The sequence below is a fragment of the Streptomyces sp. SGAir0957 genome, assembly GCF_043523415.1.
Window position 1 is genome coordinate 6,671,126 of the sequence record NZ_CP027293.1, and the last position, 17,862, is coordinate 6,688,987.

A 17,862-nucleotide genomic window follows, 5' to 3' on the forward strand; every position below is an offset into this window, starting at 1 on the left:
GTGGCGCCCCTGTGGACAACTCTCGCGCGGCCCGTCGCGCTAGGGTGCCGGACAAGGCACGTTACCGATGGGTAAGCCAGCGGATCCGCACGGCGATAAGGGGATGTGGTCAATGAGGCTCGGCATCAATCTCGGGTACTGGGGCGCGGGCATGGACGCGGACAACCTGGCCGTCGCCAAGGAGGCCGACAAGCTCGGCTACGCGGTGTGCTGGGCCGCGGAGGCGTACGGTTCCGACGCCGCGACCGTCCTCGCGTACGTGGCCGCGCAGACCGAGCGGATCGACGTCGGCTCGGCGATCTTCCAGATCCCGGCCCGCCAGCCCACCATGACGGCGATGACCGCCTCCACCCTCGACTCGCTCTCCGGCGGCCGCTTCCGGCTCGGCCTCGGCGTCTCCGGGCCGCAGGTCTCCGAGGGCTGGTACGGCGTCAAGTTCGACAAGCCGCTGGCGCGCACGCGCGAGTACGTCGAGATCGTCCGCAAGGCGATGAGCCGCGAGCGGGTCTCCTACGACGGCGCCCACTGGACGCTGCCGCTGCCCGACGGGCCCGGCAAGCCGCTCAAGCTGACCCTGCACCCGCAGCGCGAGCACATCCCGCTCTACATCGCGGCGATCGGCCCGAAGAACCTGGAGCAGACCGGCGAGATCGCCGACGGCGCCCTGCTGATCTTCCCCTCCGCCGAGCACCTGGAGGAGACCACGATCACGCACCTGCGCGCGGGCCGTGAGAAGGCCGGCAGGACGATGGAGGGCTTCGACGTCTGCCCGACGCTGCCGCTCGCGCTCGGCGCCGACAAGGACGTCGCCGCCCTGGCCGACTTCTTCCGCCCCTACACCGCGCTCTACGTCGGCGGCATGGGCAGCCCCAAGCAGAACTTCTACAACCGCCTCGCGCAGCGCATGGGCTATGAGAAGGAAGCCGCCGAGATCCAGCAGAAGTACTTGAGCGGCGACAAGGACGGCGCCGCCGCGGCGGTCCCGCACCAGCTCATCGACTCCACGACGCTGCTCGGCTCCGTGGACCGCATCGCCGACCGGATGCGGGCCTATGCGGCGGCCGGTGTCACCACCCTGACGATCAACCCGGCGGGCTTCACGCTCGACGAGCGGGTGGCCGCACTGCGCGCCGGCACGGAGGCGCTGGAGCGGGCGGGGCTGGCCTAGAAGGGGCCGGGAGGGGGCCGAGAGGGGGCCGCCGGGAGAGGGCTGGGGGAGGGCCGAGAGGGCCCGGAAGGTTTTGAGGCCGTGGTGGGGGCTCGGGGGTCTTCCCCGCCACGGCCGTCACGGGGAACAACGCGTCATCGCGCGCGTGGTTACGCCTCCCTCCGGCACTCCGCCTCCCTCGTTCGGCCGAGTTGGCCGTCACACCTGTTGCCCCTCTCCGCGCACCGCATTTGACTCGTCTTTTGCGGAACACCGGATGCGGTGCGGAGGCAGGGAGGTCCCAGGGTGCTGTCGGCCAAGAGCTTGTTCCAGGAGATCATCGACAACGACGAGTCGTTCCGGCTGTTCTGTTCCATCGCGGCGAGCGGCGAGTCGCAGGGCGGCTGGGAGAACGGCCGCATCGCCGCCCTCGTCCCCGACAGCGAGCGCGCCCTCGCCCCCAAGGTGGCCCGGCACGGCGCCGACGAGGACAAGCACGGCCGCATCTTCAACGCCCTGATGAAGAAGCGCGGACTCGGCCCGGTCCCCGTGCCGCCCGAGACCGACTACACGCTGCTCCTCGAACAGCACGGCATCGGCCTCGCCCACGATCAGCTCAAGCGCGACGAGCCGCTCTCCACCCAGGACATCGTCACCTACCTCGCGCACAGCCGCGTCACCGAGCAGCGCGCCTCCGAGCAGATGCAGATGCTGCGCAAGCACTTCGCCGACGACCCGGACCTCGGCCGCGCGGTCAGGATGATCTCCCAGGACGAGGACAACCACCTCGCCTACTGCCACGAGGAACTGCTCCGCCTCGCCCGCGCGGGACACGGCCGCACCATCCAGCGCGTCCTGCGGGAATGCGCCCTCGCGGAGATCGCCATGTACCGGGACGTCAGCCTGGCCGTCATGGACCACATGGGCCGCATCCTCGGCTGGTCACGGCCGAAGGCGGCCCTGCTCGCCGCCGGGATCCGCGCCATGTACGCCTACGAGCGGGCCGGCGGCTGGCGGCGCATGGTGTCCCTGGCGATGCCGGAGCGCCGGGACGCCCTCGGTGGGCCCGCGACCACGGCCGTCGAGTTCGCCTGACCCGCCCCACGGACCTCCGCTACATCCAGCCGCGCTTCTTGAACATCCGGTACAGGAACCACTCCAGGACCACCATTACCGCGATCACCACCGGGTACGACCACATCCAGTGCAGCTCGGGCATGTGGTCGAAGTTCATGCCGTAGATGCCCGCGATCATCGTGGGCACCGCCGCCATGGCCGCCCACGCCGAGATCTTCCGCATGTCGTCGTTCTGCCGCACGCTCATCTGCGCCAGATGCGCCGAGAGGACGTCCGACACCAGGCGGTCCAGGCCGTCCACGGACTCGTTGACCCGGGTGAGGTGGTCGTTCACGTCGCGGAAGAACGGCTTGGCGTCCTCGTTCACGAACGGCACCTTCGCGAGCCCCCAGGGCCCCACCCCGGAGAGCCGTTCCATGGGCAGGGTCAACGGCACCGTGGCCCGCCGGAATTCGAGGACCTGCCGCTTGAACGTGTAGATCCGCGACGCGGTGTCCCGGGAGCCGCCGCCGTCGGGGGAGAAGACCTCCGCCTCCAGCTCCTCCAGGTCGGTCTGCAGCTCGTTCGCGACCTCCAGGTAGTGGTCGACGGTGGCGTCCGCGATCGAGTAGAGCACCGCCGTCGGCCCCTGCTTCAGCATCCCCGGATCGGCCTCCAGGCGCTGCCGTACGGCCTTCAGCGGCGCGCCCTCGCCGTGCCGCACCGTCACCACGAACGAGTCGCCCAGGAACAGCATCAGCTCGCCCGAGGACACCTTGTCGCTCTTCGGTTCGTACACGACCGGTTTCAGGACCACGAACAGCGAGTCGTCGTAGACCTCCAGCTTCGGCCGCTGGTGCGCCTTCAGGGCGTCCTCGACCGCCAGCGGGTGCAGCCCGAACTCCTGCGTGACCTGCTCGAACTCGTCCTCGGTCGCCTCGTGCAGACCGATCCAGACGAACGCGTCCCCCGTCGACCGCGCCTGTTCGAGGGCGTCGGAGAGGTCCGACGGGCCCTTGGTCCGGTGCCCGTCCCGGTAGACGGCACAGTCGACGATCATGAGGTGCATTCTCCCCAGGGGGCGACAGAGACGCACGCGCGCGTGCGCCTAGGCTGATCCGTATGCCCACGTTGATTCTCGTCCGGCACGGACGCTCCACCGCCAACACCGCGGGTCTGCTCGCCGGGTGGACCCCCGGCGTGGCCCTCGACGAGAGGGGCACCGCGCAGGCCGCCGCGCTGCCCGAGCGGCTGAAGGACCTGCCGCTCGCGCGGATCGTCACCAGCCCCCTGCAGCGCTGCCAGGAGACCCTCGCGCCGCTGCTCGCCGCGCGCCCCGACGTCCCCGTCGGGACCGACGAGCGCATCGGCGAGTGCGACTACGGCGACTGGTCCGGCCGCAAGCTCGCCGAACTCACCGGTGAGCCGCTCATGGAGGTCGTCCAGCAGCACCCGACCGCCGCCGCGTTCCCCGGCGGGGAGTCGATGCGGCAGATGCAGCACCGGGCCGCCGAAGCGGTGCGGGAGTGGAACGCGCGCGTGGCGGACGAGCACGGCGCCGACGCCGTGTATCTGATGTGCTCCCACGGCGACATCATCAAGTCGCTCGTGGCGGACGCCCTCGGGCTGCATCTGGACCTCTTTCAGCGGATCTCTGTCGAACCGTGTTCCATCACGGCGATCCGTTACACCCGGCTGCGCCCCTTTCTCGTACGCCTCGGCGACACCGGGGACTTCGCGTCCCTGGCGCCGCGCGAGGAAGCGCAGGGGCCGGACGCACCCGTCGGGGGCGGCGCGGGCGCACCGTGATCGTCGGCCGCAGTAGGGTGAAGCAGCCGTCAACACGGTCGGGTCCTGTCGTCCACGGCCGGACTTGATCAGTCGTTCCCCGAATCCCATGGAGTCAGGACGTGTCCCGTCAGGTGTTCCTCTACGACCCTCCGGAGCGGTTCGTCGCCGGTACGGTCGGGCTCCCCGGACGCCGCACCTTCTTCCTGCAGGCCTCGGCAGGAACCCGGGTCACCAGCGTGTCGCTGGAGAAGACCCAGGTCGCCGCGCTCGCCGAGCGCATGGAGGAACTGCTCGACGAGGTCGTGCGGCGCAGCGGCGGCAACGCCCCGGTGCCCGCCGTGGTGCCCACCGAGACGACCGACACGGCGCCCCTAGAGGCGCCCGTCGACGAGGAGTTCCGCGTCGGCACCATGGCGCTCGCCTGGGACGGCGACGAGGAGCGCATGATCGTCGAGGCGCAGGCGCTCGTCGAGGTGGACGCCGAGTCCGAGGAAGACCTGGCCGAAGCCGAGGAAAGGCTTCTCCAGGACGAGGAGAACGGCCCGCCGATGCTCCGGGTCCGCCTCACCGGCACCCAGGCCCGCGCCTTCGCCAAGCGCGCCCTGGACGTCGTCAACGCGGGCCGCCCGCCGTGCCCGCTGTGCAGCCTGCCGCTCGACCCGGAGGGACACGTATGCCCGCGCCAGAACGGATACCGGCGCGGCGCGTGAGCGACCGGGATCTCACGCTCCTCGCCGAGGGGGAGCTGCACGTACTGGGACAGATCCGCGAGGCCTCCAACGCGGTCCTGCTCTGCACCGTCACCCATGAGGGCCGCGAGGCGCGCTGCGTCTACAAGCCGGTGCGCGGCGAGCGCCCCCTGTGGGACTTCCCCGACGGGACGCTCGCCCAGCGCGAGGTCGCCGCCCACGAGGTCTCCGAGGCGCTCGGCTGGGCCCTGGTCCCGCCGACCGTGCTGCGTGACGGGCCGTACGGCGAGGGCATGTGCCAGCTGTGGATCGACGGGCCCGACGAGGACACGGAGTCCGGCGGGGAGGGGACGGAGGCCGGCAAGCTGCTCGCCCTCGTCGACGCCGAGGAGCCGGCCGAGGGCTGGAAAGCCATCGGGTTCGCGGAGATCGAGGAGGGCCGCACGGCGCTGCTCGTGCACGCCGACGACGCGCGCCTGCGCCGCCTCGCCGTCCTCGACGCCGTGATCAACAACGGTGACCGCAAGGGCGGCCACCTCCTCGTCGACGCCGCCGGGCACCTCTACGGCATCGATCACGGGGTCACCTTCAACGTCGAGGACAAGCTGCGCACCCTGCTGTGGGGCTGGGCGGGCGAACCGCTGACCGACGAGGCCACCGCCGCCCTCGAAGCGCTGCGCGAGCGGCTGCGGGACGGCGAGCCGCTCGCGGTCCGCCTTGCCGGCCTGATCACCGGCGCCGAGCTGGAGGCCCTGCGGGAGCGGGTCGCCGCCCTGCTGAAGTCCGGCCGGCACCGCGAGCCGAGCGGGGAGTGGCCCGCGATCCCGTGGCCGCCGATCTGACCCGGCATCCCTCCTGACCTGGAGATTTGCCTTGTGCGGGGGCGGTTGTCAGTGGGCGGCACTACCGTCGGAGGCATGACCAGGCTGATTGTCGAGGACCGTGTCGAGCGCCCCGCCGCCGAGGTGCTCCACACGATCGTGCGCCCGGAAGCACTGTCGGCCTTCTTCGAGACGGTCACCGAACAGCCCATGGGGGACGGGGCCGAGGGCGCCGCCCGTCGCCGTGGGTCAGACACAGAGCTCGTCGGGTAGCGCGTCCGCCATGACCGCGCAAGAGCGCCTCGTCGGCCATCGGAGCAGGTCCGGTTCGTATGCGGACGCACCGTCCGGTTACGCTCAAGGCATGCATGCCTGGCCCGCTTCTGAGGTCCCCGCCCTGCCCGGCAAGGGCCGCGACCTTCGGATCCACGACACCGCGACCGATGGGCTCGTCACACTCGACCCCGGTCCCGTCGCCCGTATCTACGTCTGCGGCATCACGCCGTACGACGCGACCCATATGGGTCACGCGGCGACCTACAACGCGTTCGACCTGGTGCAGCGCGTGTGGCTCGACACCAAGCGGCAGGTGCACTATGTCCAGAACGTGACGGACGTCGACGACCCGCTCCTGGAGCGCGCCATCCGCGACGGCATCGACTGGGCAGGCCTCGCCGAGCGCGAGACCGCCCTGTTCCGCGAGGACATGAGCGCCCTGCGGATGCTCCCGCCGCAGCACTACATAGGCGCCGTCGAGGCCATACCGGGCATCGTGCCGCTCGTCGAGCGGCTCCGTGACGCCGGCGCGGCCTACGAGCTCGACGGCGACATCTACTTCTCCGTCGAGGCCGACCCGCACTTCGGCTCCGTCTCGAACCTCGACGCCGAGACGATGCGGCTGCTCTCCGCCGAGCGCGGCGGCGACCCGGACCGCCCCGGCAAGAAGAACCCGCTCGACCCGATGCTGTGGATGGCCGCGCGCGAGGGCGAGCCCAGCTGGGACGGCGGCTCGCTCGGGCAGGGACGCCCCGGCTGGCACATCGAGTGCGTCGCCATCGCCCTCGACCACCTCGGCATGGGCTTCGACGTCCAGGGCGGCGGCTCCGACCTCGCCTTCCCGCACCACGAGATGGGCGCCTCGCACGCGCAGGCGCTCACCGGCGAGTTCCCGATGGCCAAGGCGTACGTGCACGCCGGGATGGTCGGGCTCGACGGCGAGAAGATGTCCAAGTCCAAGGGCAACCTCGTCTTCGTCTCGCAGCTGCGCCGCGACGGCGTCGACCCGGCCGCGATCCGGCTCGCGCTCCTCGCCAACCACTACCGGGCCGACTGGGAGTGGACGGACCAGGTCCTCGCGGACGCGGTGGCCCGGCTGGGGCGGTGGCGGGCGGCCGTGTCGCGCCCGGACGGGCCCGCGGCCGAGGCGCTCGTCGAGGAGATCCGGGCGGCGCTCGCCGACGACCTGGACTCGCCCGCGGCCCTGGTCGCCGTCGATCGCTGGGCGGAACTCCAGGCGGCCGAGGGCGGGGACGACACGGGCGCGCCCGGTGTCGTCTCGCGGGCGGTCGATGCATTGCTCGGGGTCGCGCTCTAAGGCCCCCGAATCCGCCCGTTTCCCTGTTCGCCCCTCCGGGGCGAGGAGTGGAGGTCACGGGGCTCTGCCCCGGACCCCGCTCCTCACTCGCCGGAGGGGCTTTTTGCTGTTGGTGTTGCTGCGGGGCGGCGCCGGGCGGAGGGCTGATGTCCGCCCGGCGCCGCCGGTCCGCACGCGCGCGGGCGCGCGTCAGCGGAGTATCAGGGCAGCGTGACGGCGATGCCGACCAGGAGGCCCGGGTTGCTCGTGTCGTAGTACCCGTAGACCCGCTGGCCGAAGATGAACGCGGTCTGCACCTCGGCGTGGGTCTCCTGCTTCGGGTCGATCAGGACCCGCCACTGGCCGTCCACGTACAGGTAGAGGATGTCGGCCTGGCCCGGGAACGGCTGGACGAGGTCGAAGAAGCTGACCGCGACACCGGTGACGAGGGACTGCGTCGAGACCTGCGGGATCTCGGCCTGCGGCACCCGGTGCTGCTGCTGGCCCTGCTGCCCCTGCCCCTGCTGGCCCTGGACCCCCTGCTGCTGGCCCATCTGGTGCAGCAGGTGCTGGAACGGCTGCTGCTGCCCCATCTGCTGGAGCTGCTGCTGCAACTGCGGCGGGAGCTGCTGCTGGCCCTGCATGCCCTGCATCCCCTGCGGACCCTGCATACCCGGCATCCCCAGCGGGCCCTGCATGCCCTGCATCCCCTGGCCCATCTGCTGGAGCTGCGGCGGGACCGTGCTCGGGCCCTGCGGCCGGCCCTGCTGACCGAACGGCTGCTGCCCGAACTGCGGCGGCCCGAACGGCTGCTGTTGCTGGCCGAACGGCTGTTGCTGCGGGCCGAAGGGCTGTTGCTGTTGCTGGCCGAACTGACCCATCTGCGGGGTGGTGCTCATACTCGTACCCCTTCTCGTCGTTGCGTTGGGGACCGTCAGCCCGTGACCACCAGGCCGACGACCTCGTCGTCCGAGAACCAGACACGTACGTCGGGCCGTCCCCCGGCGAAGGCGGCGTGCACCGCCTGGCGGATCTCGGGGGACGGATGGTTGAGATTGCGCCAGTCGCCCGCCACGAACAGGCGGATACGGGGCGGCAGTTCCGGCGGGTACGGGATCAGCTCGTCCCAGAACCGCTCGGCCTGGCCCGAGCCGACCGTCGACGGCAGCACGTTGGTGACCGCGCCCTTGAGGTCGGGCCGGTTGCCGATGCGCTGCGACGCGGGGCGGCCCGGCGCGTCCTGCTGCGGCGAACCCGTCGCCCGGAGCACCTCACGCGCCCGCTGCGACGTCATCGGGCGCTGGCCCCCCGCCTTGAGCATGCCCTGGAGGCAGGCCAGCGCGCCGACGACCACCGGGGAGGCGGACGAGGTGCCGGAGAAGGTGTCCGTGTACCAGGCGATCTCCTCGCTGCCGCCCTGGAGGTCGCCGGGCCGGTCCCAGAAGCCGCCCGTGGTGGTGACCTCGCGGCCCCAGCCCTGGGCGTCCAGGCGGGCGCCGAAGTTGGAGAACGCGAGCCGTGAGCGGTCCGGGCCGTGGTCGCGGCCGTGCGTGCCGGGCGGCGGTGCGCCCGCGCCCACGAGGACCGCGCCGGAGGACCTGTTGGACGGGTTGAACGGGTTGTGCCACCAGGACGGGAACTCGTCCGGGCGCCGCTCGTACACCGCGTCGTCCAGCGACTCCGCGCCGTTGCCCGCCGCGCCGACGACCACGATGCCCTTGGCCGTCGCGAACTTGATCGCCGCGAAGTCGTCGGGCCACCACTCCAGGGGGATGTAGCCGCGCTGGTCGTCCCGGGGCGCGAAGTCGAAGCGCGGACCCGGGCGGTGCAGTTCGATCAGGACGATGTCGCCCGGGGAGAGGCGCTGCGCGGCCGCGTGGATCGCCGCCGCCGTGCCCACACCCTGGAACGAGGCCGCCGCCGTCACCGCCTCGGGGGCGATCCCGGTGACGCCGTGCTCGCCCCGGTCGCCGCCGATCACACCGAGGACCGCCGTGCCGTGGTTGCGCCAGGCGACGTCCGCGATCGGCGTGCCGACGACCAGGCCCGCGAGCTTGGCCGACAGGTCCTCGTGGCCGAGCTGCCAGGCGCCCTCCATGTCGATGACGGTGACGCCCTCGCCGCTGCCGCCGAGCCGCTGCCACGCCCAGTGCGCGTCCACGCCCTCGGGCGCGGGGCCGAGATAGCGCTGGCGGGCGGTGAAGTCGGGGGTCGCGGCGGTCTTCTCCTTCATCCGCCGCGCCTCGTCGAACTCCTCGGGCATCGACGCGGGCACCGCACCCGGCTTCACGTACGCCGTCACGATGCCGGGCAGCGCCGAGATCCGGGACCGCAGCTCCTGCGCCCGGTCGCCGCCGCCCCGTACCCGGTAGAACAGCGCCAGGTCGGGGACGTCCGCGCCGGCCGCCGACGCCTCGGAGACGCCGTGCAGCCGCTCCTCGCTGCCGAACAGCGGCTCCATGGCGAGCTGTTCGTCGCCGAGGAACATGTTCAGGGCCGACACGTCCGCGCCCGCCGCCGAACGTACTCCGTCGGCCTGGACGCGCAGCCGGGCCTCGGGCCGCGCCAGGACGATCAGTTCCTCCTCCGCGCCGCGATAGGTGAACCCGGACCCGTCGGGCCCTGGACCCGCCGCTCCGGGCCCCGCCCCCGGGCCGTGCGCCGGCTCCGCGTGCTGATCGGTCATCGCTCCACAGCTCCCCTCGCCATGTCCGGTCGTACGGGTGTGCCTGTGTGCTGGTGCCGCGCTCGTCGGGGCACACCCTGCTACGGCCGGGGGCGGTCGTCCAGACCCGCCGCCTCAAGGGAGTTTGAAATGAAGTTGAAGAGGGGACACTCGGCCATCGGTTTTCATGCCGGAGACAAAGGCGCGCGGCCCATGACAAACGTGCCCATGGCGAACGTGCCATGACGAACGCGCGGCCCATGACGAACGCGCCCATGACGAACGCGCGGCCCATGACGAAGGCGGGCGCCGTGGCGCCCGCCTTCGTGCCGTGCTCCCGCTCCGTGCTCCTACTCGTCCCCGCTCTCGCCCTCCGGGCGCGGCGGCTTCGGCGGCCGCGTCCGGTCGCCCGGGTCGCGGTGGCGCAGATAGCGCTCGAAGTCGCGGGCGATGGCCTCGCCGGACGCCTCCGGCAGCTCCGCCGTGTCCCGCGCCTCCTCCAGGCTCTGCACGTACTCGGCGACCTCGCTGTCCTCCGCCGCCAGCTGGTCCACGCCCACCTGCCAGGCGCGGGCGTCCTCGGGCAGGTCGCCCAGCGGGATCGGCAGGTCGATCAGGTCCTCGAGGCGGTTGATGAGGGCCAGGGTGGCCTTCGGGTTCGGCGGCTGCGACACGTAGTGCGGGACCGCCGCCCACAGCGAGACCGCCGGGACGCCCGCGTGCGTGCACGCCTCCTGGAGGATGCCGACGATGCCCGTCGGACCCTCGTACTTGGTCTCCTCCAGGTCCATGCGCGTGGCGAGATCCGGGTCGGAGGTGACCCCGGACACCGGTACCGGACGCGTGTGCGGGGTGTCACCGAGCAGGGCGCCCAGGATGACGACCAGCTCGACGCCCAGCTCGTGCGCGAAGCCCAGGATCTCGTTGCAGAACGAGCGCCAGCGCATGGACGGCTCGATGCCCCGGACCAGGACCAGGTCGCGCGGTTTCGCCCCGCCGACCCGGACCACCGAGAGCCGCGTCGTCGGCCAGGTGATCTTCCGCGCGCCGTCCTCCAGCCACACCGTGGGCCGGTTGACCTGGAAGTCGTAGTAGTCCTCGGCGTCCAGCGCCGCGAACACCTCGCCCTTCCACTCCTTGTCGAGATGCGCGACCGCGGTGGAAGCGGCGTCGCCGGCATCGTTCCAGCCCTCGAACGCGGCCACCATGACCGGGTCGACCAGCTCGGGAACCCCCTCGAGCTCGATCACCCAGCACCTCCTTCCGACGTTCCCTCGCGTACCTGCCCACCTTACGGCGTCCGCTGGTACGCCCCGCTCCCCCCTGGAGTGCGGAGACTGCCCGGAACACTTCCCCGACTCGGACGATCGCACTCCACCCGGAGGGATCACTTCGTCACAAGGCCGAACGGAGCCACTGCTCCACGCTCGCGATGTGCACCGTCGCCCACGACCTGGCCGCCTCCGCGTCGCGGTCGCGCAGCGCCGCCACGATCGCCCGGTGTTCGCGCAGGGTGCGCCCGACCGCGTCCTCCTGGGTGAGGCCGCGCCAGACGCGGGCCCGGGTGGTCGGCCCGGACAGGCCGTCGAGGAGGGAGCACAGGACGGCGTTGCCGGACGCGGCGACGACGGAGCGGTGGAAGTCGAGGTCGGCGGCGACCAGCTCCTCCACCGACGGTTCGGCGCCCAGCGCGTCCAGCTGCGCGTCGAGCGCGTCGAGCCGCTCCGCCGGGATGAGGGGGGCGGCCATCGCCGTCGCCGCCGGCTCCAGGATGCGGCGTACGGCGAGGAACTCCAGGACCGTGTCGTCGCGGTGGAAGTCGACGACGAAACTCAGCGCCTCCAGGAGGAGTTGCGGATCGAGGCTGGTGACGTACGTGCCGTCGCCCTGGCGCACGTCGAGGATGCGGATCAGCGACAGGGCGCGTACGGCCTCGCGGAGCGAATTGCGGGACAGGCCGAGGTCCCCGGCCAGTTCACTCTCCCTGGGGAGCCGGTCGCCGGGGCGCAGGGCACCCGAGACGATCATGCCTTTGATCTTCTCGATGGCCTCGTCGGTGACGGCCACGGCGGCCCCCTCTGCTCGTCCCCGGAGGGCACACACCCCCGATGTCCGGGGACCATTATGTGCGGGCGCGCTCCTCGGCGTCCGCGCGGTACAGACGGCGCAGCCGGACCACGCCGAGGTCGTGCTGGTACAGGTTCTCGCGCTGGTCGGCGTCGGCCGGCATGGCCTCCAGCATCACCCGGTCCTGCTCCAGGACCGCCCAGTGCCGCTCCTCGATCAGCGTCTTGTAGAGGAACCGCCAGCTGTCCCGCTGCCAGCCCCGGACCGTGCGGTAGCGCCAGAAGAAGACGGCGCAGCGCCCGGCGTCGACCGGCCGCACCATGCCGACGATGCCGAAGGGGCCGCCGGGCCCCGCCGAGGGCGGGTACGGGATCGACAGGTCCACCCAGTCCACCCCGGTACGGCACAGTTCGACCCAGTCGAAGTTGACGCCGCGCTGGTCGGTCTTCTCGAAGAAGTAGCCGCGGTCGGTCTCCCGGATACGGAACTTGGCGGTCGTGTCGCCGTCGAACATCGTGTGCGAGTCGTGGTGCAGGAACGCGCCGTGCATCGGGTCGAGCAGGTTCTCGACGGCGTAGCGCCACGGCACGTCCCACTCGGCGTAGCAGAGGATCGCGTCGGTGCCGGGGTCGGTCAGCGGCTCGGGCAGCGTCAACTCGACCGGCTGGGGCCGCTGTTCGGTGCCGAAGTAGGCGAGGACCGCGCCCGACACCTCCCGCACCGGGAGCGAGACGACGAGCTGTTTGCCCTCCAGGTTGCAGCCCGGCAGGCCGGGGACGGACGAGACGGTGCCGTCCGTCTCGACCTCCACGCCGTGGTACCAGCAGGCCACCCGGTCGCCGAGGTGTTTGCCGAGCGACAGCGGGGCGCCGCGGTGCGGACAGCGGTCGGCGAGCATGCTCAGCGCGCCGTCCGAGCGGCGGAACAGCAGCCACTGCTCGCCGAGGACGGTGACCTTGCGCATGGCGCCGGGCGCGACGAACGAGGACGGGACGACCGGGTGCCACTGCCCGCGCAGGCCCGTGGCGTACTGGTGGTCGGCGGACGGCCTCGTGGTGGTCAGGGCGGTCATGGCGGTCACGCTCCCAGTCGGTGCAGCTCGGCGCGGAAGGTCTCCTCGGTCCACGGCGCCCCGTCGGGGGCGTGGACCTGGCGGGCGTTCAGCCCGCGCACGACGTCCGCCAGCTCGTGGCCCTCTTTGGTGAAGACCTCTTCGAGGGTGGCGGCGAGCTTGTACTCGTAGGGGCTCGGCCGGTGCGAACGGGACTGGTGGATCTCCAGGTAGGGCCAGTCGGTGCTCGTGCTCATGGGTGTCTCCAGGATCCAGGGGGTCGGTCGGTCACAGGTCGAGGACGAGGCGGCCCGACGCGCAGCGCGAGACGCAGATCATCATCGAGGCGCCCGCGGCGCGCTCGGCGTCGGAGAGCAGGAAGTCGCGGTGGTCCGGGGCGCCGTCGAGCACCCGTGTCTCGCAGGAGCCGCAGATGCCGTCGCGGCAGGAGCTGGCCACGTCGAGCCCGGCCTCCTCGGCGGCGGCCAGGATGGAGGTGTCGGAGCCGACGGTGAGGGTGAGCCCGGAGGCGGCGCACTCGACGACGAACTCCCCGTCGTCCGCGCCGGGTTCGACGGCCGGCGCGGCGAACCGTTCGACCCGCAGCCGCTCGGCAGGGCACACCGCCTCGACGGCGGCGAGCAGTGGTTCCGGCCCACAGCAGTAGACGAGCGCACCCTCGGGCAGGCCGGCGAGGGCGGCGGCCAGGTCGATGTGGCCCAGCTCGTCCTGCGGTACGAGCGTCAAGGCGCCGCCCAGGGCGTCGAGTTCGCCGGTGAACGCCATCGAGGCCCGCCCGCGCCCGCCGTACACCATCCGCCAGTCGGCGCCCCGTCGCGCCGCCTCCCGCGCCATGGCGAGGAGCGGCGTGACACCGATGCCGCCCGCGACGAACACGTACGCGGGCGCCTCCTCCAGGGCGAAGTGGTTGCGCGGCTCGGAGACCGTGACCCGCTGGCCGGGGCGGAGCGCGGTGTGCACGTGGCGGGAGCCGCCGCGCGAGGACGGCTCGTGGAGGACGCCGACGCGGTACGTGCCGCTCGCCGCCGGGTCGCCGCACAGGCTGTACTGCCGGATCTGCCCGCCCACGTGCACGTCGATGTGGGCGCCGGGCTCCCAGGCGGGCAGCGGCTTGCCGTCGGGGTGGGTCAGCTCGACGGACAGGACGCCGTCGGCCTCCCAGGTCATGCGGCGGACGAGCAGGGACAGGCGACGCTCGTCGGCCGTCCGGCGCTCTTCGCTCGTCCGGCGCTCTTCGGTCGTCGTCATGGGCGCGGCCTCCCTACGCGGTGGGGATCTTCACGGGCGGAGTGAACGGGTTCTTCATCGGACCGAGCGCCGCCAGGTCCACCTCGACGAGCGTCGGCCCGTCGGCGGCGACGGCCCGCTCGATCACCGCACGGGCGTGCCCGGCGTCCGCGATCCGCAGGTACGGCAGGCGGCAGGCGCGGGCGAGCAGGGCGAAGTCGGGCGTGATCAGGTCGACGCCGGAGCGGCGCTCGCTGTAGCGGTCCTGCATGTTGCGGAGCACGCCGTAGCCGCCGTCGTTGAAGACGAGGACGGTCAGGCGCGGCCGTTCCTGGGCGACGGTGAGCAGTTCGCCGAGGTGCACGGCGAGCCCCCCGTCGCCCGCGATGACGACGGTGGGCCGCCCGGGCGCGGCGAGCGCCGCGCCGATGCCCATGCCGAGCCCCTGCCCGATGCCGCCGCCGCGCGGGAACACGTTGGACCTCGGGTCGTACATCTCCAGGAGCCGGTTGCCCCAGCTGCTGGACGCGATGGTGACGTCCCGGGCGACCACCGCGTCCCGGGGCAGGACGGCCCGCAGGGCGTCGCAGATCGCTGCCTGCGGCCCGATGTTCTCGTGCAGCGCGGCGCGCACCTCGCCCCGCACCCGTCCGATCCGGCGCGTCCACCCGGGGTCGGCCGTACGGGCGTGGGGGAGCAGGGCGGCCAGGACGTCGGCGGCGTCGCCGTGCAGGGCGTGGGCGGCTGGGTAGACCCGGCCGAGGGCCGCCGAGTCCACGTCCGCCTGGATGTGTGCCGGGGGCAGGACGAGCCCGTAGTCCGCCGTCTCGTTGGACCGGAAGTGCGTGCCGACGCTGAGCAGGACGTCCGCGTCGGCGAGCAGCGCGCGCCCCGCCGGGGTCGTCGCGAAGTTCCCGACGACCTGCGGGTGGTCCTCGGGGACGGTGCCCCGCCCGGAGTTGGAGGTGAGCAGCCCGGCACCGGTCGCCTCGACGAGCGCGGCGAGTTCGGTACGGGCGCCCCGCGCGCCGCCCCCGGCCCAGATGAGGGGGCGCTCGGCGGAGCGCAGCAGGTCGCCCGCGGCCCTGAGCTGTGCGGCCGTGGGCGCCGGCCGCCCGGGTGCGGGAGGCGGCACGGGCGTGTCGTCCTGCGCCGCGTACTGCAGGTCGATCGGCCACTCCACGCTCGCCGGGCCGCCGGGCGAGGCGAGCGCGGCGCGGGCCGCCTCGCGCAGGACCCGGCCCGCGTCCGCCGCGGACGGCACTGTCGCGGCGTACACGGAGACCGCCCGCAACATGCCGAGCTGGTCCTTCGTCTCGTGGATGAAGCCGCGCCCGCTGCCCAGGTGGGCGGATTCGACCTGCCCGGTGACGTGCAGCACCGACGTGCCGGAGGCGAGGGCCTCGACGAGCGATCCGGCCGCGTTGCCCGCGCCCGTGCCCGTCGAGGTGAGCGCGCAGCCGAGGGAGCCGCGGGCCCGCCCGTAGGCGTCGGCGGCGTTCACCGCGCTCGCCTCGTGCCGCACCGGTACGAAGCGCAGCGCGCGGTCGACCGCCTCCACGAGCGGCAGATTGTGCACGGAGACGATCCCGAAGACCGTGTCGATGCCGAGTTCTTCCAGGACAGCGACGAGGAGGTCGCCCCCATCGGCGTACTGCATGAGCGCTCCTCGGGGAGTTCGGATCATGGAGAGGTTCAGAGGATTCCGCGGCCGACTCCGCCGCAGACGTCGACGCCGGTCCCGGTGATGTACGAGGCCCGGGGCGCGAGCAGCGCGAGGACCGCGTACGCGACTTCCTCGGCCCGGCCGAGCCGGCCGAGGGCGATACCCCGGTCGGCGGCCAGCTCCGCCTGCCAGTCCTCGTACGACAGGCCGGAGCCGGCGGCGGCGTGGCGGCGCGTCCACTGCCCGGTGTCGATGAGGCCGAGACAGACGGAGTTGACCCGGATGCCGTCCGGCGCCAACTCCGTGGCCAGCGATTTCGAGAGGTTGAGGATGCCGGCGCGGGCCGCGCTCGTGGTGATGAGGCGGGGCTCCGGCTGTTTGGCGAGGACCGCGTTGACGTTGACGACGGAGGCCGCGTCGGACCGCTTCAGGAGGTCCCGGGCGGCCTGCAACGGGTTGAGGACGCCCGCGAACTTCAGCTCCAGCTCGTCGCGCCAGTCCTCCGCCGTCGTCTCGTCGAGCCGTTTCATGCGGGACTGCCCGGCGTTGTGGACGAGCCCGTCGAGCCGTCCGCCGAACGCGTCGGCCGAGGCGGCGACGAATCGGCGTACGGCGTCGGCGTCGCGCACGTCGCAGACGGCCGTGAACAGCCGCTCGTGGGTGCCGACCCGATCGAGGCGGGCGGCGTCGCGCCCGCACGTGGCGACGTGGGCGCCCTCGTCGAGCAGGGCGCGGACCGTGGCCAGGCCGACGCCCGAGCTGCCGCCGGTGACCAGATAGGCCCGGTCGGCGAGGCCCAGATCCATGAGTTCCCTGTCCCTTGCGTCAGTTCATCGTGAAGCCGCCGTTGACGGCGATCACTTGTCCGGTGAGGTAGCGCGACTCCTCGGAGAGGAGGAACGCGGCGAGGCCGACGAGGTCGTCCGGCCGCTGAGGCCGGGAGATCGCCCGGTGCGCGGCGTAGAGGCCGTGCCGTTCGGCGGGGACGGACTCGGTCGCCTCGCACTCGGTCAGGCCCGGGGCGAGGGCGTTGACGCTGATGCCGCGTTCGCCGAGTTCTCGCGCCATGGCCCTGGTCAGGGCGATGACGGCGCCCTTGGAGGCGATGTAGTGGGCGAGGCGCGGGGATCCGTGGAGCGCCGCGTCGGAGGCCAGGTTGACGATGCGGCCGACCGGCCCGAAGAGCGGGTACAGCGCCTTCGCCACGAGCCACGGGCCGCGCGCGTTCACCGTCATCAGCCGGTCCCAGACCTCGATGTCGATGTCCTGGAACTCCTTGCCGCCGACGCCGTTGGCGAGCGCGGCGTTGTTGACGAGCCCGTACAGTCCGCCCAAGTCCCTTACGTTGTGCGCGAGTTGCTCGACCGAGTCCGGATCGGCGACGTCGCACCGTACGAAGTGGGCGTCGATCCCCTCGCTCCGCAGCGCGCCGGCGGCCCGCGCGCCCCGTTCCGGGTCGACCTCCGCGACGACGACCCGGAAGCCGTCCGCGCCGGCCCGGCGGGCCATGGCCAGCCCCAGGCCACGGCCCGCCCCGGTCACGACGACCAGCGGGGCGTCAGTCACGGGTGACGCCGTGCATCGGCGAGTACGCGGGGTACGACGGGACCTGCGGCTTCGGCGCGCCGATGACGACGCAGAACAGGGCGTCGGTGTCGCCCTCGTTCTTCAGCGAGCGGGTCACCCCGGCGGGCACGACGATCATGTCGCGGTAGCCGAGTGTGCGGTACTCCGCCTCCTCGGCGCCGCGGTGGATGCCGACCCGGACCTCGCCCTCCAGGACGAAGAACGCCTCCTCCACGTCGTGGTGGGTGTGGGCCGGGCCCTCGGCGCCGGGCGGCAGCAGCATGTTGGAGAAGGTGAAGCCGCCGGACGGGAGGATCCGCCGGTCGCCCTCGTGGTTCCCGGTCGCGCCGGAGCCCACGTAGCGGATCTGGCCGCGCCGGTACTGCGGGCCCGCCTTCTCCTGGAAGGACAGCGTGTCGAAGTCGGCGACGCGGGAGTCCTTCGTGGCGATGAGGGAGTCGGTGTACGCGGCCAGGTCGTCGCCGTTGTCGTACGCGGTGGTGGTCAGAGGCATGGGGGAAG

General features: G+C 72.5%; 19 protein-coding genes. 7 read left to right on the plus strand and 12 right to left on the minus strand.

Annotated features, from left to right (window positions below; genetic code table 11):
* Positions 1-112: 112 nt before the first annotated feature.
* On the plus strand, positions 113-1,168 hold the full coding sequence (locus C1N81_RS35035; protein ID WP_394435336.1) for an LLM class F420-dependent oxidoreductase: 1,056 nt from the start codon (positions 113-115) through the stop codon (positions 1,166-1,168).
* Between the two features lie 285 nt (positions 1,169-1,453).
* Positions 1,454-2,242, plus strand: coding sequence for a ferritin-like domain-containing protein (locus C1N81_RS35040; RefSeq protein ID WP_394435337.1), 789 nt, complete (start codon positions 1,454-1,456; stop codon positions 2,240-2,242).
* Positions 2,243-2,261: 19 nt separating this feature from the next.
* Here C1N81_RS35040 and corA read toward each other — a convergent pair whose 3' ends face one another.
* Positions 2,262-3,263, minus strand: a complete 1,002-nt coding sequence (gene corA / locus C1N81_RS35045; protein WP_394435338.1) for a magnesium/cobalt transporter CorA — start codon at positions 3,261-3,263, stop codon at positions 2,262-2,264.
* Between the two features lie 62 nt (positions 3,264-3,325).
* Here corA and C1N81_RS35050 point away from each other — a divergent pair, with 62 nt between their 5' ends.
* The 5 genes from C1N81_RS35050 (at position 3,326) to mshC (ending at position 7,098) form a co-directional block, all read left to right on the plus strand.
* A complete protein-coding gene (locus tag C1N81_RS35050; RefSeq protein ID WP_394435339.1) occupies positions 3,326-4,012 on the plus strand; it encodes a histidine phosphatase family protein in 687 nt (228 codons plus the stop codon).
* Between the two features lie 101 nt (positions 4,013-4,113).
* Complete coding sequence (locus tag C1N81_RS35055; RefSeq protein ID WP_394435340.1) at positions 4,114-4,704, plus strand: DUF3090 domain-containing protein; 591 nt, start codon at positions 4,114-4,116, stop codon at positions 4,702-4,704.
* Positions 4,668-5,525, plus strand: a complete 858-nt coding sequence (locus tag C1N81_RS35060; RefSeq protein ID WP_394435341.1) for an SCO1664 family protein — start codon at positions 4,668-4,670, stop codon at positions 5,523-5,525. The genes C1N81_RS35055 and C1N81_RS35060 overlap by 37 nt, the downstream gene beginning before the upstream one ends.
* A 75-nt stretch (positions 5,526-5,600) precedes the next feature.
* On the plus strand, positions 5,601-5,777 hold the full coding sequence (locus C1N81_RS35065) for a hypothetical protein (RefSeq protein WP_394435342.1): 177 nt from the start codon (positions 5,601-5,603) through the stop codon (positions 5,775-5,777).
* Between the two features lie 91 nt (positions 5,778-5,868).
* Positions 5,869-7,098, plus strand: coding sequence for a cysteine--1-D-myo-inosityl 2-amino-2-deoxy-alpha-D-glucopyranoside ligase (gene mshC, locus C1N81_RS35070; RefSeq protein ID WP_394435343.1), 1,230 nt, complete (start codon positions 5,869-5,871; stop codon positions 7,096-7,098).
* A gap of 200 nt (positions 7,099-7,298) precedes the next feature.
* Here the strand turns inward: mshC and C1N81_RS35075 are convergent, their stop codons facing one another.
* From C1N81_RS35075 to C1N81_RS35125, 11 genes are all read right to left on the minus strand, one after another.
* Entirely contained in the window at positions 7,299-7,976 is a 678-nt protein-coding gene (locus C1N81_RS35075; RefSeq protein WP_394435344.1) for a hypothetical protein, read from the minus strand.
* Positions 7,977-8,011: 35 nt separating this feature from the next.
* Positions 8,012-9,763, minus strand: a complete 1,752-nt coding sequence (locus tag C1N81_RS35080) for a S8 family peptidase (RefSeq protein WP_394435345.1) — start codon at positions 9,761-9,763, stop codon at positions 8,012-8,014.
* Between the two features lie 329 nt (positions 9,764-10,092).
* Entirely contained in the window at positions 10,093-10,992 is a 900-nt protein-coding gene (locus C1N81_RS35085) for a PAC2 family protein (protein WP_394435346.1), read from the minus strand.
* A 145-nt stretch (positions 10,993-11,137) separates the two neighbouring features.
* Positions 11,138-11,809: a FadR/GntR family transcriptional regulator gene (locus tag C1N81_RS35090; RefSeq protein ID WP_394435347.1), complete on the minus strand. Its 672-nt coding sequence runs from the start codon at positions 11,807-11,809 to the stop codon at positions 11,138-11,140.
* Positions 11,810-11,864: 55 nt separating this feature from the next.
* Entirely contained in the window at positions 11,865-12,881 is a 1,017-nt protein-coding gene (locus C1N81_RS35095) for a Rieske 2Fe-2S domain-containing protein (protein WP_394435348.1), read from the minus strand.
* A 5-nt stretch (positions 12,882-12,886) separates the two neighbouring features.
* Positions 12,887-13,117, minus strand: a complete 231-nt coding sequence (locus C1N81_RS35100) for a recombinase-like helix-turn-helix domain-containing protein (RefSeq protein WP_394435350.1) — start codon at positions 13,115-13,117, stop codon at positions 12,887-12,889.
* A gap of 31 nt (positions 13,118-13,148) precedes the next feature.
* A complete protein-coding gene (locus tag C1N81_RS35105) occupies positions 13,149-14,129 on the minus strand; it encodes a PDR/VanB family oxidoreductase (protein WP_394435351.1) in 981 nt (326 codons plus the stop codon).
* A 13-nt stretch (positions 14,130-14,142) separates the two neighbouring features.
* A complete protein-coding gene (locus C1N81_RS35110; protein WP_394435352.1) occupies positions 14,143-15,768 on the minus strand; it encodes a thiamine pyrophosphate-binding protein in 1,626 nt (541 codons plus the stop codon).
* A 35-nt stretch (positions 15,769-15,803) separates the two neighbouring features.
* Positions 15,804-16,580, minus strand: coding sequence for an SDR family oxidoreductase (locus tag C1N81_RS35115; RefSeq protein WP_394435353.1), 777 nt, complete (start codon positions 16,578-16,580; stop codon positions 15,804-15,806).
* 19 nt (positions 16,581-16,599) lie between these two features.
* Complete coding sequence (locus tag C1N81_RS35120) at positions 16,600-17,340, minus strand: SDR family oxidoreductase (protein WP_394435354.1); 741 nt, start codon at positions 17,338-17,340, stop codon at positions 16,600-16,602.
* Positions 17,333-17,854, minus strand: a complete 522-nt coding sequence (locus C1N81_RS35125; RefSeq protein ID WP_394435355.1) for a cupin domain-containing protein — start codon at positions 17,852-17,854, stop codon at positions 17,333-17,335. Before C1N81_RS35125 ends, C1N81_RS35120 begins: the two co-directional genes overlap by 8 nt.
* Positions 17,855-17,862 lie beyond the last annotated feature (8 nt).

Excerpts from the sequence above, each read along its gene's own strand:
- C1N81_RS35035 (WP_394435336.1), top strand. The coding sequence starts at position 113 with ATGAGGCTCGGCATCAATCTCGGGTACTGGGGCGCGGGCATGGACGCG.
- corA (WP_394435338.1), bottom strand. The coding sequence starts at position 3,263 with ATGATCGTCGACTGTGCCGTCTACCGGGACGGGCACCGGACCAAGGGC.
- C1N81_RS35050 (WP_394435339.1), top strand. The coding sequence starts at position 3,326 with ATGCCCACGTTGATTCTCGTCCGGCACGGACGCTCCACCGCCAACACC.
- C1N81_RS35060 (WP_394435341.1), top strand. The coding sequence starts at position 4,668 with ATGCCCGCGCCAGAACGGATACCGGCGCGGCGCGTGAGCGACCGGGAT.
- C1N81_RS35065 (WP_394435342.1), top strand. The coding sequence starts at position 5,601 with ATGACCAGGCTGATTGTCGAGGACCGTGTCGAGCGCCCCGCCGCCGAG.
- mshC (WP_394435343.1), top strand. The coding sequence starts at position 5,869 with ATGCATGCCTGGCCCGCTTCTGAGGTCCCCGCCCTGCCCGGCAAGGGC.
- C1N81_RS35075 (WP_394435344.1), bottom strand. The coding sequence starts at position 7,976 with ATGAGCACCACCCCGCAGATGGGTCAGTTCGGCCAGCAACAGCAACAG.
- C1N81_RS35080 (WP_394435345.1), bottom strand. The coding sequence starts at position 9,763 with ATGACCGATCAGCACGCGGAGCCGGCGCACGGCCCGGGGGCGGGGCCC.
- C1N81_RS35095 (WP_394435348.1), bottom strand. The coding sequence starts at position 12,881 with ATGACCGCCCTGACCACCACGAGGCCGTCCGCCGACCACCAGTACGCC.
- C1N81_RS35100 (WP_394435350.1), bottom strand. The coding sequence starts at position 13,117 with ATGAGCACGAGCACCGACTGGCCCTACCTGGAGATCCACCAGTCCCGT.
- C1N81_RS35105 (WP_394435351.1), bottom strand. The coding sequence starts at position 14,129 with ATGACGACGACCGAAGAGCGCCGGACGAGCGAAGAGCGCCGGACGGCC.
- C1N81_RS35110 (WP_394435352.1), bottom strand. The coding sequence starts at position 15,768 with ATGCAGTACGCCGATGGGGGCGACCTCCTCGTCGCTGTCCTGGAAGAA.
- C1N81_RS35115 (WP_394435353.1), bottom strand. The coding sequence starts at position 16,580 with ATGGATCTGGGCCTCGCCGACCGGGCCTATCTGGTCACCGGCGGCAGC.
- C1N81_RS35125 (WP_394435355.1), bottom strand. The coding sequence starts at position 17,854 with ATGCCTCTGACCACCACCGCGTACGACAACGGCGACGACCTGGCCGCG.